The organism is Ruminiclostridium cellobioparum subsp. termitidis CT1112, assembly GCF_000350485.1.
Lineage (GTDB): Bacteria > Bacillota > Clostridia > Acetivibrionales > DSM-1351 > Ruminiclostridium > Ruminiclostridium termitidis.
In genome coordinates this window covers 108,643-121,912 of the sequence record NZ_AORV01000060.1, presented here as the reverse complement: position 1 = coordinate 121,912, position 13,270 = coordinate 108,643, and the positions used below count along the sequence as shown (strand labels likewise).

Here is a 13,270-nt window from a genome sequence, read left to right as displayed (position 1 = left end):
CATCATGCAAAATTGGTGTGCAAGTGTGCCGGGGCGTACCTGGATTATAGGAGGCGAGCTTATAAATATTAACGGAAATACCCAATCCATCAAGGAGAGACTTCTTAACGAGCTTGAGGAGTTGTATGATAAAAAATTCGAATCAAGGGAACTTGTTCCTGTCGAATTGGCTGAAACCATAGCAAGAATTTCTCATGAGATTAACAGGGAAATATCTGTTCTTATAAACAGAAGAGGAATTGTAGTTGACATAAGTATCGGCGACAGCGGAACGGTGTCGCTGCCCCAGTTGGATAACAGAAGAGGGAAATCCAGATTGTCTGCTATCAGATGCATTCATACACATCCAGGTGGAAACGGGATGCTGTCACAGGTTGACATAAGTACACTGCAAAAACTAAGGCTGGATGCAATGCTGGCAATGGGCATAAATGAGGGACAGCCTGGGGAAATATATGCGGGCTGCCTGTCGGCTGAGCAGGATGTGGATGTGTATGGCCCGTTTACACTGGGCGAGCCGAGGCTTAACTATCTGTATAAAATCATAGAGGAACTTGACGCCTCGGCGAAAAACGATATATATGAAAATGAAGGAGAGGCCGAGAAAGCCATACTTGTTGGACTGGAAACCAGCCAGAGCAGGCTGGAAAGTGCCTCGCTCAGGGATGCGGAGGACTCTCTCAGTGAGTTGGAGGAACTGGCCGGGACTGCAGGAGCCATAGTTGTGGACAAAGTCCTCCAGCGCAAGCAGGCTCAGGACTCAGCCTACTATGTGGGAAAGGGCAAAATTGAGGAGTTGTCTCTGCTGTGCCAGGCAAGGGATGTTCAGCTGCTCATATTCGACGATGAGCTCTCGGGCGCCCAAATTAGAAATATTGAAGATGCAACAGGTGTACGGGTGGTAGACCGTACCACATTAATATTGGATATTTTCGCCCAGAGGGCCATATCAAAGGAAGGCAAGCTTCAGGTGGAGCTGGCACAGCTCAAGTATCAGCTTCCCAGACTCATCGGCCTGGGAACTCAACTGTCCAGATTGGGCGGAGGTATCGGAACACGCGGCCCCGGTGAGAAAAAGCTGGAGGTGGACAGAAGGCATATCCGCAGAAGAATATCAGGTCTTGAGAGAGAACTGGAGCAGCTTGAGAAAAGAAGAGACTTTATGCGGAGCACAAGAAGTAAAAACAATGTGCCTGTTATAGCCATCGTTGGTTACACAAATGCCGGAAAATCAACACTCATGAACAGGTTGTGCGGAGCGGACGTATTTGTGGAGGACAAACTGTTCGCCACTCTTGATCCGTCTGCCCGCAAGCTGATACTGGCCGACGGAAGGGAAGCCGTACTCGTAGATACGGTCGGTTTCATAAGAAAACTGCCACATGATTTGATAGAGGCGTTCAAGTCAACACTGGAGGAGGCGGTGCACGCAGATATGCTGCTGCATGTTGTTGACGCTTCAAATGAGAATGCGGCTATGCAGATCAGTGTTGTGGAGGGGCTGCTGGATGAATTGGGAGCTTCCTCAAAAAATACGATACTTGTACTCAACAAGCAGGATCTTGTCACCTCGGGAGGCAGAATAAATTCCATAGGCTATTCCTCAGTCTGTGAAATATCGGCAGTTACCGGAACTGGTATCGACCGTCTGCTTGAACAAATTACCGAAGGTTTTAAAGACAGGCTCAGGGAAATAAATCTGCTCATACCATATAATGAGGGGTGGGTGCTCCCATACATTTACAAATACGGGCAAATAATCAATCAGGAGTATCTGGAGAACGGAATACAGGTTAAGGCTTTAGTGAAATTAGACAAAATTGGCAAACTCGAAGAATTTATCCTTGTATAATATATATAAGTACGGTATTATATTTATAATAGAATGTATTAAATTCTATGCATTGGAAATAATAAGGAATAGTTAGATAATATATACATATGAATAATTATATTATTATCTGATTATTCTGAAAACTCAAAAAAATCTATCAGGGAAGGGGTTTTGATTATGCTTGTTAGAAACTGTGCAGGTGGTGTTGTCTTTTCCGGAGAGAAAGTATTTCTTCTCAAAAATGAGAAGGATGAGTGGGTGCTTCCTAAGGGAGTAATTAAGATCGGGGAATATCCCGATGAAGTTGCCAGGCGAAGAGTTAAAGAAGAAGCAGGAATTAATGCCGAAATTATTTCTACTGCGGGTAATACCAATTACGAATTCTTTTCAGTCACACGTCAAAGGCCAGTCTGCAATAAGATCACATGGTACGTCATGAAATCCCTGGATGATAAATTTGAAGTTAATAAAGAAGAGAACTTTACCGATGGCGGTTATTTTACCATTGAGGAAGCCTTGCAAAAAATAACCTACAGTCAGGACAGATCCCTTATAAACTGTTCCTATTCAAAATATTGCAAGGTGGAAAATTCCGATGCGGTAGGGTTTTATTAAGTTTGACAATAATAAAGTAAATAAATTACAGCACTCTCCATGATGGGGGGTGCTGATTTTATTGAGGTGAAAAATCTTGCAGCCTTTAATTTTCAGGTATACTGAGGTATAATAATTACTATTCTGCTATAACCTTTTTATGGAGGCAAAATGATATCCGAATATAAAACAGTCCTTAATACTGCTGTAACCGAGTTTGAGGAAAAGAAGTCAAGATTTATAACGAATGTAAAGCCTGTGTCTTATGAGGAGGATGCGGTTGAATTTATAAATGAAATAAAATCCAGGCACTGGAATGCCACCCACAACGTCTATGCCTATTCCATAAGCGGTGACAGCCTCATCCAGAGATACAGCGATGACGGTGAACCGTCAGGAACGGCCGGTATGCCGGCGCTTGAGGTTATCAGGAGGATGGGTGTGCAAAATGTTGCCGTTGTTGTGACCAGATATTTCGGAGGTACGCTCCTGGGTGCATCCGGTTTGATACGCGCGTACAGCCACGGGGCTTCCCTGGGTCTGGAGGCCGCTGAAGTGGTTACGAGAAAATTATGTGTAAATGTTAACATAATGCTTGAATATACATTGTTTGGGAAATTACAGAATATGCTCATGACAAACAATAATATAATAAAAGATACACAGTATGGACAGGATGTTGAAATCACGGTCCTTATTGAGAACGGAAGAGAGGAAGCCTTAATCAAGGAGGTCGTTGAGAACACAAATGGCAGGGCCGTTATCGAATGCGGTGAAAAAGAATACATAACATTGGATGGTGAAGGGAAACTCATATGTTAGCAAACTCATATGCCAGCAGGTTGATTATTTGAGAAATTACTATTATAATGTTTAAGTAATAATCCAAAAATTAATCAGCAATGTTTATTATAATGCAGTGAGCATTAGGGAGGTATTTATGTCAGGGCATTCAAAATGGGCCAATATCAAGCGTCAAAAGGGTGAAGCCGACGCAAAGAAGGGAAAGATCTTTACTAAACTTGGCAGAGAAATTCAAATTGCCGTTAAAGTTGGTGGAAGTGCAGATCCAGTTACAAATTCCAAACTGAAGGATGTTATTGCCAAGTGTAAAGCTGTCAATATGCCTAATGATAATATTCAGAGAAGTATAAAAAAGGCTGCCGGTGACGGTGATAATGCGAATTATGAAGAAATAACCTATGAGGGTTATGGGCCGGGCGGGGTAGCTGTTATTTGCGAATGTACCACCGATAACAGAAACAGGACTGCGGGGGATTTAAGGCACTACTTTGATAAATTCGGAGGGAATCTGGGTCAGAGCGGCTGTGTTTCCTTTATGTTCAATAAAAAGGGTGTCATAGTTATTGAGAATGACGGAAAAATCAGCGAAGATGATCTCATGATGGAAGTCCTTGAGATTGGTGCCGAGGATTTCAAGGCGGATGGGGATGTATTTGAAATATTGACTGACCCTGCGGATTTTTCAGCTGTACGTGAGGTTCTTGAGAACAAGGGATATGAATTCCTTGAAGCCGAAGTGTCAATGCTTCCTACAACGACAACAAAACTTACCGATCCTGAGCAGATCAAGTTTATGGATAAGCTGATTGAAAATCTGGAGGACCTTGATGATGTTTCCAATGTATATCACAGCTGGGAACAGGATGAAGAATAATTCGGAACGTGTTGAATAGATATAAAATGGGAACGGCCCTTGTGGCCGCCGATAAAAAAGCCGGCTGATGCCGGCTTTTGATTTTAGCAACAACAACTAAAGCATTTTAATTTACTGCTTATCAATGATTTCCAGTCTGCCCTCGTCAACGAACTTTTGAATATGGGCAACTTTGATGTCCAGATCAGTAGCAATTTTACCTATTGTAGCTCTTGGATTCAGTTTCAGGTAGTTCTTGATTTTTTTAAATTCCAGTTCATTTCTCTGGCTGCAGGTCAGACAAAGACCGTCACTGGTGGTATATTGGAACATTCCCATACATTCTTTACATTGCTTTGTTTCAGCCATATATAACCCCGGTAATAAATTATAATTGATGTTTTAGTAATATTAATCCGAACAAATCTGGCTGTTTTTTGCCTTAACGCCAGGAATATTGTTCAAGTTTTCCTCCAACTCCAGCACTTCCTTGTCAGCTCCAATCAAGTGAAGGATAATAAGGCCTTCGTTTGAGCAAAAGTCTTCACCTGCATCGTGAATTCCGAGCCTTGTCTTGATAATACAGCCTGATTTAGTAAAAACATGCTGCATTTCAGAAACATTTTCAATTCTGTTGTTTGTCAGAACAGTCATAACATTATAACAAGCCATAAACAACCTCCATAATAATAATTAAGTGATAAGTAAAACTTGTTGTAACTCCCGGTATTTATTATTGACCAGCCCGGTCTTCAGGTTCCGCTGCAGCCGGTATGTCAGGATTTTGTACCTCAAGTACATCCAATATAAAAATAAATATCGGAATTCCGATTATAAGTCCCCAAATCCCCAGGATATGCTCTGATACTATCAGAATTACGAAAGTATAGAACACCGGAAGTTTTGTCTTCTGGGACATAAGCTTCGGATTGAGAATATAGCTCTCAAGGGCATGCAATATTGCAATCAGAATCAAAACATAAATAATCATTCTAAAGCCGCCAATTGTAAAAGCTATAATAGCAAGCGGCAGCAGTGATATAACCACACCTGCCACGGGGACAAGCCCCAATACGAATATCATGGCGCCTAAACCCAATACCTGCGGAAAGTCAAGTACGTACAGCATTATCATTGACAGTATGGCATTGATAAATGATATGGTTATCTGAGTTTGTATCACTTTTCCGAAGGATTGAAGAAATTTTCTTCCGAAGAAGGACATTTCATCATATACAACTTTAATTTTACTATTTTTAAAATATGAAGTAAATTTGACGATCCTGTTTTTTTCAAGTATAAAAAACAAGCTCAATATCAGGGCTATAAAGATATCGATGCCCCATTTGCCTATATTGGTGATGGATTTGATCAAACCCTCATAATTATTGTTGATATACGTTGACACTTTAAATTCCTTTGAAAGTGATATGAAGTAATTCAAGGTTTCATTTTCGTAGGTACCGTTTAAGAAAACAATTGCCTGCTGTATGATTGAGTTTACTTCGGAAATTATTTTCGGAATATACAGATACAGTACATAAACGGCAAGTGTCAGGATTGCAAGGTATACTATGATGATAATTGCCTTTAAGACTCTTGAATTAAGATTTTTAGCCCTTTTAAAAACAAAATTTTGCGCAGTATAGCCGAGATAGGCAAAGATAAAGGTCAGCAAAAACATATTTGCCATACCTCTTAAAAGGTAGATGCCTAATCCGAAAGCAAGAAGTATCAGTATACGCCTTGTCATTTGATTTGTGAGGATTGTTTTAAATGTTGTCATAGAAACCGTTTCCTTGTTATTATTATAAGAAAATACATTATCCCCGCAGTGTATGTACAGGCTTGGTGCAATTAACTTATTAGTTCAATTATATAAAAATATTCCTAACTTATAAAGTGTTTATTTGCAAATAAGTTTAATTAAATAAAAGGACACCGTCCTAAACGGCATCCTTTTATTATTGCGTCCTTTAAGGACACTCACCTGCAAATATTACTTACCCTGTGAATCTCTAAATGTCTGGAATACTTTCTTGGTGATGTTTCCACCAACTTTACCAGCATCTCTGGAAGTCAAATCACCATTGTAGCCTTCTTTGAGGTTTACGCCTACCTGAGAAGCTATTTCATACTTCATGTTCTCAAAACCAGTGTTCCTGTTATTATTTCTACTTGCCATAATCGCATTCCTCCTTTTAGTGTCACCATATTTCACTGTATCAGTGATTTTGCTGGTGTACTTATATAATTTGCAATACCGAAAAAATTATTACAGAAATTTATAACTTTTTTAATAAAAAATTCTGGAAACAAAAACGTAAATATATTTTTACCCGGCCATAAAGTAATAAAGTGGCGTCAAACACCCGCCACTTTAGGCTATTATTGATTTCTTGCAGTTTCAGTTTCCCTAAATAAAAGACTTATGCTGTACAAACCGGCAATACCTACTATGGTAAATATTGTCCTTGTTAAAAGCGAAGCGGTTCCAAATATGGAGGCAACCAGGTCATATCTGAATAAGCCAACAGAAAGCCAGTTTAAAGCTCCAATGATAACCAGTACTAGTGCAACCCTATCCAAAGGTGTTCTCATTGTCATAACTTCCTTTCTTGATAGTTTTGGCAAATTTCTATATTAGAAATTGTGCTTGAATATATTATAATTAATGTACATATTTTTTATTCACTGCGGCTATTACATGCATAAAATAACCGCACTTCCTTTTTTACGGGAAATGCGGTGTATTTAAATAACCGTCTGTTTTCACAGGCAGTTAGTCCTGATATATGATGCGTACAAAGAAATTTCTTTTTTAGAGAACAATGTTTTTTGTAACCATAATCAGGTTTTATGATAATAAGATTTACTGATCAGGTAACATTAACAGTAATGTATTTGAATTAACTTGATGTTTTTAATTTAAAGTATCCAAATGAGATAACGTATAATTAAGCTATTCCAAGGAGCGACAATTAATTAAAATCATAATAAATAACTATTTTGTAAAGTCACTCCTTAGTATAATATGAAAAAGAAAAATTATGTGTGATAGTAAAAATATTTATTTATAACAAATACTAGTACAATATTCTGCATATTGTACTAGATTAACGGAGGCAGGGTTTGAATCTGATAGAGACACCAAATTTACCGGCTGGGACAGTGACCGCCGTCATTATTGACGGAAGGATACCCCGCGAAATAAAAGCTGCGCTTGAAAGGCTCAAAATAGCCATAATACCCACAGAGGCCCATCCGGATGTATATGCTGCCGTTGCGTTCCATCCCGACATCATGCTGCACCACATAGGCGGAGATGTTTTGGTATACGCACCGGGCACACCGGAACAATTTCTGGATACACTTCGGGAAAGAGGCTTCAGGTTGTTTCAGGGCAATACCGTGTTGGGAGACAAATACCCTATGACTGTAGCCTACAATGTTGCAAGAGTCGGGAATTATGCAATTCACAACACCAAATATACAGATCCTGTTATACGGGAGCTGCTTGCCTCGAAAGGAGTGGAGTTTATTCACACAAATCAGGGTTATTCCAAATGTCTGACCTGTGTGGTTGATTCAAACAGTATAATAACCTCGGATCACGATATCCATAGAAGAGTCTGTGCCGCAGGTTTGGATTCATTGCTGATAGAGCCTGATGAGTCCATAAAGCTGGAGCCTTTTAGTATGGGTTTTTTCGGGGGAACCACAGGTATGATAGGGAAAAATAAACTTGCAATAGCCGGAGATTTACATTTCCATAAAAATTACCATAAAATAATGGACTTTTTGAGTTTAAAACGCGTAGACGTGGTTATGCTTAATGATGGAAAGCTTATGGACATAGGAACAATAATTCCTGTGGAACAGAATCGGCAGTACAATCTTTGAGTTCTGAAAATAAAGAAAATACGCCGCTCGCTCTGTTATAAATTAATCTTGAAGGTGTAGTACCTTAAAAAATTACAGTGCATATAATGTAGCAAGACTTAAGGGAGCGGATGAAGCTGCTGGGAAATTATAAAAATAATTTTTGATAGCATAAACTGTAAAAACGCTCACTGCATACAACATTTTGCCGGAACACATACTACACACGAAGGGAAGTGAAGTTGATGCAGTATCCATATCTCTCAATAGGGATAACAGATAGCGCAGAAAACATAATACAACAAATAGATAAAGAGCTTCAGCAACTCAGGGAAAAGAATATAGACTACTCTATTAAAGAGGTTGATTTTGAGGGTACAACTTCAGTTGTGTGTAATTTAGAAGGAGAGCCGGTGTTCTCAAAAAAATCCAACCAGTATGAATTACTGAAATATCATGTGTCAAATGCTCTTGCCGACCATGTTATACAGCAGTATGAAGAAAAACTTTTAAATAGAATTATTAATAGTAACTATGGATATTTTAATTCAGCCGAAAAGAAAGAAATATTACGCATCTCGCTTAAAATAATCAGAAACGATGACAAGGTTTTTTTCAACACCCTGTTTCAAATAAGACGCAGAAATCTTATTATAAAAAAACTAATGGAGTATTTTGAAAGCTCAAGCAGCATCATTCTGGACGGCTTTGTCAATTTCAGGCTGAAGGATTATATAAAGGAACTTGAAGATATTATTGACAATGCAGTAGATGACTTCCTTGTTGAAAGAGAGTACAAGGAATTTATAAGGCTTTTAAGGTATTTTGTTGAGATACAGGAATCGAAATTCAATTTCATCCATGTGGTAATGCAATATGATGAAAACTATGTTTTACTGGATGAGAAGAAACGTGAAATTACCAATGAGTGTATCCAGGAGTTCATAGCCGAGCTCCCCGAGTCTGAAATAAATCACGATGACCTGCTGGTCAGCTCATTGATAACGCTGGCTCCCAAAAGCATAATTATTCATAATTGGGAGAGGTTTAAAAATCAAAAACTTTTGGATACTATTAAAAATGTTTTTTCGGGAAAAGTTGTACTTTGCAGCGGTTGCAGCGTTTGTGAATACAGTTTTGCAAAATCCGACAGAAAAGACTAAGGGTCGACAGACCAATAAAAAATAGTAAAATATTACTATAATATTTTTCACAATAGATATTGACAAAAAGTTGGTATATAAATACAATATATCGTGTAGTAACTATATAAAGTGTAGTTGAAATGAATAAACACTTTATATTGGTTAACAGCCAATATAAATAATTTATACCTTACAAAAGATAAAACGATAAAATTACAACAGAAAAAGTTTAAAATTACAAAAGATTAAAATGTCCGGGAAAAAGAAAAGAGAGTCAAATGGCTCTCTTTTTCCCTTTGTATACAAATGTATACAAAATATTTAAGCAGGTTTGGAATCAATGATTTACATACAATACCGTTATAATTTATAATTTGTTTAAAACATGTAAATAATTCAGATTAAAGACTCTATGTTTATTGTTTACGCCATATTAGGAGGAAGACCTTGAAAGTAATTGGATTTATTGGACCAAGCGGTACGGGAAAAAGCCACAGAGCATCCTGGGTTGCAAGAGAACATGGGACAGATTTTATAATAGACGATGGACTGCTGATAAAAGGGAATACCATAGTAGCAGGGGTTTCTGCAAAACGGGAAAGTACAAAGATAGCCTCTGTCAAAAGAGCTTTATTTACAGATCCGAAGCACGCCGAGGATGTTGTTAAGGCGCTGAAAAATAATGACACCCAGGTGCTGCTCATAATTGGGACCTCCGACGGGATGGTGGAAAAAATAGCCGCACGTCTTGGGTTAGGTCCTGTTGCCGAAAAGGTATATATAACCGACGTGGCCAGTGAATATGAAATAAAGCAGGCGTTATCCACCAGAAGAGAGCAGGGAAAACACGTAATTCCCGTCCCTACCTTTGAGATAAAAAAGGATTTTTCAGGATATTTTCTTGACCCGCTCCAGATTTTCAGGAGAAAGGGTAAGGGCAGCTACCAGCTGGTGGGCGAAAAATCCGTGGTCAGGCCTACCTTCAGCTATATGGGAAATTATACTATTTCAGACTATACTATCTACCAGATAGTTGAATATGTCACATCGAATATTGAAGGTGTATCCAAAATATCCAGGTTCCGTGCTGAAAACAGGCCGGACGGAATATATATCGAAATGGATCTTGTACTTATATACGGTTATATGATAAAAAAACTGCTCAGAGAAGTTCAGGAGCAGGTCAGCGAACAGATCAAGCACCTTACCGCCTTGAACATCAGAAGGATGAATGTGGTGGCAAAGAGCCTTGTGATGGACAGCAGGAAGAGCTGAGGAGGAAGGTATTCTTGTTGCCTAAGGATTTGGAGTTAATACGGCCTTGCGTAATTTGGAGGATTTAGGTGAAGTTATATCATTACTTTGAAAAAGAAAAAGGACCTTTTTGTAATCTTTCTGATTTAAGTTTGGAGGATGCGGAAAATGCTCTTAACGAAATAAGGAAGAGAAACCAAATATACGCAGCAAAACGGGATGAGACATACATAAAAAGACGGTTCAAATATGAAGATTTGACACGTAAAATGTTTTTGGAAAAAGGGGGGAAAGCCATGCGAAGCAGACCCCACTACATGACAGTTGAGGAATGTGCCTGGTTAAAGTCCTGGTATAAAGACGGCTGTTCAGTCATCATTGATATCAAGGATTTGGACACAGATACAATATCCTTTACATATGGCGATATGTTTCCTACGTTTGGTCCCAGAGGAGATGATAGTGCCGAATATAGAAAACAAGTATATACGTATGAGGAAATACTACAGATTATTCAAAAATACGGGCTTCCGCAAAAATGGAATCCCAATGGAGAAAAAGGACCTATCAGGTATATAGAAGCACAGCTTTGGAGTAATACAACAGTAAGTAATATTGTAAAGTACTGTGAAAAACAATAATGAATCAGCTTGTATAAATATATAAAGTAATTAATGCATAAAAAACTGCATACCAGGCTATGCAGTTTTTTTACGTGAAATATAAAATTTTTATCTTTAAATCACAGCTACACCCCTGAATATGCCGAGAAGCCTCCGTCCACAGGAATAACCACACCATTTACAAAGCTTGAGGCTTCCTCGTTCACCAGAAATAACAGCACGCCCACCAGCTCTTGAGCTTCTCCGAACCTGCCCATAGGCGTACTGTTCAAAATCTTGTGGGACCGTTCGGTGTAACTCCCATCGGGATTTTTAAGCAGAGCCTCATTCTGTTTTGTCAGGAAGAAGCCGGGTGCTATGGCGTTGACTCTTATTCCGACCTTGGACATATGTACTGCAAGCCATTGGGTGAAGTTTGATACCGCTGCTTTTGCTCCCGAATATGCAGGAATTTTTGTAAGCGGAGTATAGGCATTCATGGAGGAAATATTGATTATTGTACAGCCCTTTCTCCCGACCATGTCTATTGAAAATTCCTGGGAAGGCAGCAGAGTGCCCAGAAAGTTCAGATCCATCACATGTTTTATGCCCTGTTCATCCAGATCAAAAAAAGTTGTAATGCCGTCCTTTTTATCGGTAAGATCCTCCGGGTAAAGGTATTCCTTTGTAGTAGTACCTTTGGGATGATTTCCTCCGGCACCGTTGATAAGGATATCGCAAGGGCCTAATTTTTGCAGTACAATTTTATGAGCATTTTTAAGGCTTTCCCTGTCAAGAACATCTGCGGCAACTCCTATGGCAGAGCCGCCGGAGCTGACAATTTCCGAAGCCTTTTTTTCAATAAGAGCAAGGTCCCTTCCCAGTATTGCAACCCTGGCTCCGCAGGCAGCAAGCGCGTTGACCCAGTATGCACCCAAAACACCGGTTCCGCCGGTGACAACTGCCACTTTATTGCTTAAATCGATTTTAAATGGTAAATCCATATGAACCTCCATGTCTGCAGTAAAATGTAAAAAATAGCGTTAAATTCATAGTTATTTGCTATCCGTTTTCACTAAAGTTTCCCATATGCCGGTGAGGTACATGGCTCCCAAAGCTCTGTCATACAACCCATAGCCCGGCCGGCCGGTTTCACCCCATATCATCCTGCCGTGGTCAGGACGTACATAGCCTTGAAATTTATTCTTATAAAGCACTTTTACAATTTCAACTACGTCCAGTGAGCCGCAGGGCGAGTAGTGGGCACTTTCCTCAAAGCTTCCGTCGTCAAGCAGCTTGACATTTCTGATGTGCATGAAATGAATACGGCCCATGGCAGAATATTTATCAACCATCCTAACGATGTCGTTAAAACTGCCGCTCCCCAGTGAACCGGTGCAGAAGGTCAATCCGTTGTATTCACTGTCAACCAGTTTGAGGAATCTGTCCAGGTTCTTTTCATTTGTTATGATCCTTGGAAGACCGAATATGGGCCACGGCGGATCATCCGGATGAATGGCCATTCTAACATCACACTTTTCTGCAACAGGAATAATTTCTTTAAGAAAATATTCCAGATGTGACCACAATTTTTCATCATCCACTTTGGAATATGCTTCAAAAATATTTGCCAATTGATCTTTGGTGTAGCTTGCATCCCAGCCGGGAAGCGATAATTCGCCCTTTAGAGGGTCCATTTTTTGCAGCTGGTCTTTATAATAGACAAGAGCAGTTGAGCCGTCAGGCAGAGTCTTGTCCAATTGCGTGCGTGTCCAGTCAAATACAGGCATAAAATTATAACAGATGCATTTCACCCCGGCTTTTGAAAGTCTCCGGATATTTTCCTTGTAGTTTTCAATGTACCTGTCTCTTGAAGGAAGCCCAAGCTTGATATCTTCATGAACAGGAACGCTTTCAATAACATCAAACCTGAGTCCTGCCTTTTCAACTTCATCTTTTAACTGTGCTATGCTTTCATGACTCCAGATTTCTCCCACCGGAACGTCATAAACAGCTGTAACTATGCTGTACATATTTGGGATTTGCCTGATATAGCTTATTTTGACCGGATCGTCCTTGCCATACCATCTGAATGATAATTTCATGTGACCTCCATCCCCGTGCTTTCAGCACGGAATAATTTAATTAAAGCACTTGTCTTATATTGTAAACATTAACCTTTTATTAGCCATATTCTTTTTATAAATATACATAAAATCAATATAAGAAATTATACCTGTATTGCTGATTTATGACAACTGCTGGAAAGGCCAGTTTAATTCTAAATACTAGCAATATTTTT

The 13,270-nt window shown here is 39.3% G+C and carries 15 protein-coding genes; 8 read left to right on the top strand and 7 right to left on the bottom strand.

Features of this window, described 5'->3' with window-relative positions:
* The first annotated feature begins 4 nt into the window (after positions 1-4).
* The 4 genes from hflX to CTER_RS21215 all read left to right on the top strand — a co-directional run bounded on the left by hflX (position 5) and on the right by CTER_RS21215 (position 4,106).
* A complete protein-coding gene (gene hflX, locus CTER_RS21230) occupies positions 5-1,852 on the top strand; it encodes a GTPase HflX (protein ID WP_004629081.1) in 1,848 nt (615 codons plus the stop codon).
* A 159-nt stretch (positions 1,853-2,011) separates the two neighbouring features.
* The gene (locus CTER_RS21225) at positions 2,012-2,449 is read left to right on the top strand and encodes an NUDIX hydrolase (RefSeq protein ID WP_004629204.1); all 438 of its coding nucleotides are present in this window, start codon (positions 2,012-2,014) and stop codon (positions 2,447-2,449) included.
* Positions 2,450-2,599: 150 nt separating this feature from the next.
* Entirely contained in the window at positions 2,600-3,250 is a 651-nt protein-coding gene (locus CTER_RS21220; RefSeq protein ID WP_004629066.1) for a YigZ family protein, read from the top strand.
* 118 nt (positions 3,251-3,368) lie between these two features.
* Positions 3,369-4,106: a YebC/PmpR family DNA-binding transcriptional regulator gene (locus CTER_RS21215; protein WP_004629177.1), complete on the top strand. Its 738-nt coding sequence runs from the start codon at positions 3,369-3,371 to the stop codon at positions 4,104-4,106.
* A gap of 111 nt (positions 4,107-4,217) precedes the next feature.
* Here the strand turns inward: CTER_RS21215 and CTER_RS21210 are convergent, their stop codons facing one another.
* The 5 genes from CTER_RS21210 to CTER_RS21190 all read right to left on the bottom strand — a co-directional run bounded on the left by CTER_RS21210 (position 4,218) and on the right by CTER_RS21190 (position 6,686).
* On the bottom strand, positions 4,218-4,454 hold the full coding sequence (locus CTER_RS21210; RefSeq protein WP_004629164.1) for a hypothetical protein: 237 nt from the start codon (positions 4,452-4,454) through the stop codon (positions 4,218-4,220).
* Positions 4,455-4,496: 42 nt separating this feature from the next.
* The gene (locus tag CTER_RS21205) at positions 4,497-4,757 is read right to left on the bottom strand and encodes a CPF_0552 family protein (RefSeq protein ID WP_004629034.1); all 261 of its coding nucleotides are present in this window, start codon (positions 4,755-4,757) and stop codon (positions 4,497-4,499) included.
* A gap of 61 nt (positions 4,758-4,818) precedes the next feature.
* Positions 4,819-5,871 carry an AI-2E family transporter gene (locus tag CTER_RS21200; protein WP_004629137.1) on the bottom strand — a complete coding sequence of 351 codons (1,053 nt, stop codon included), beginning with the start codon at positions 5,869-5,871 and terminating at the stop codon, positions 4,819-4,821.
* 213 nt (positions 5,872-6,084) lie between these two features.
* Positions 6,085-6,270 (bottom strand): alpha/beta-type small acid-soluble spore protein, encoded by a 186-nt coding sequence (locus CTER_RS21195; protein WP_004629013.1) that lies wholly within the window; start codon positions 6,268-6,270, stop codon positions 6,085-6,087.
* A gap of 203 nt (positions 6,271-6,473) precedes the next feature.
* Positions 6,474-6,686: a DUF378 domain-containing protein gene (locus tag CTER_RS21190; protein ID WP_004629179.1), complete on the bottom strand. Its 213-nt coding sequence runs from the start codon at positions 6,684-6,686 to the stop codon at positions 6,474-6,476.
* A 531-nt stretch (positions 6,687-7,217) separates the two neighbouring features.
* Between CTER_RS21190 and CTER_RS21185 the strand changes: the two genes are divergently transcribed.
* From CTER_RS21185 to CTER_RS21170, 4 genes are all read left to right on the top strand, one after another.
* The gene (locus tag CTER_RS21185) at positions 7,218-7,988 is read left to right on the top strand and encodes a DUF6873 family GME fold protein (protein ID WP_004629074.1); all 771 of its coding nucleotides are present in this window, start codon (positions 7,218-7,220) and stop codon (positions 7,986-7,988) included.
* Between the two features lie 224 nt (positions 7,989-8,212).
* Positions 8,213-9,130, top strand: a complete 918-nt coding sequence (gene ytxC / locus CTER_RS21180; protein WP_004629205.1) for a putative sporulation protein YtxC — start codon at positions 8,213-8,215, stop codon at positions 9,128-9,130.
* Between the two features lie 429 nt (positions 9,131-9,559).
* Positions 9,560-10,387 (top strand): Asp23/Gls24 family envelope stress response protein, encoded by an 828-nt coding sequence (locus CTER_RS21175; RefSeq protein ID WP_004629195.1) that lies wholly within the window; start codon positions 9,560-9,562, stop codon positions 10,385-10,387.
* Positions 10,388-10,455: 68 nt separating this feature from the next.
* Complete coding sequence (locus CTER_RS21170; protein ID WP_004629190.1) at positions 10,456-11,007, top strand: hypothetical protein; 552 nt, start codon at positions 10,456-10,458, stop codon at positions 11,005-11,007.
* 107 nt (positions 11,008-11,114) lie between these two features.
* Here CTER_RS21170 and CTER_RS21165 read toward each other — a convergent pair whose 3' ends face one another.
* Together CTER_RS21165 and uxuA are read right to left on the bottom strand one after the other, a co-directional pair.
* A complete protein-coding gene (locus CTER_RS21165; RefSeq protein ID WP_004629213.1) occupies positions 11,115-11,972 on the bottom strand; it encodes an SDR family oxidoreductase in 858 nt (285 codons plus the stop codon).
* Positions 11,973-12,023: 51 nt separating this feature from the next.
* Positions 12,024-13,073 (bottom strand): mannonate dehydratase, encoded by a 1,050-nt coding sequence (gene uxuA, locus CTER_RS21160; protein ID WP_004629043.1) that lies wholly within the window; start codon positions 13,071-13,073, stop codon positions 12,024-12,026.
* Between the last annotated feature and the right edge of the window lie 197 nt (positions 13,074-13,270).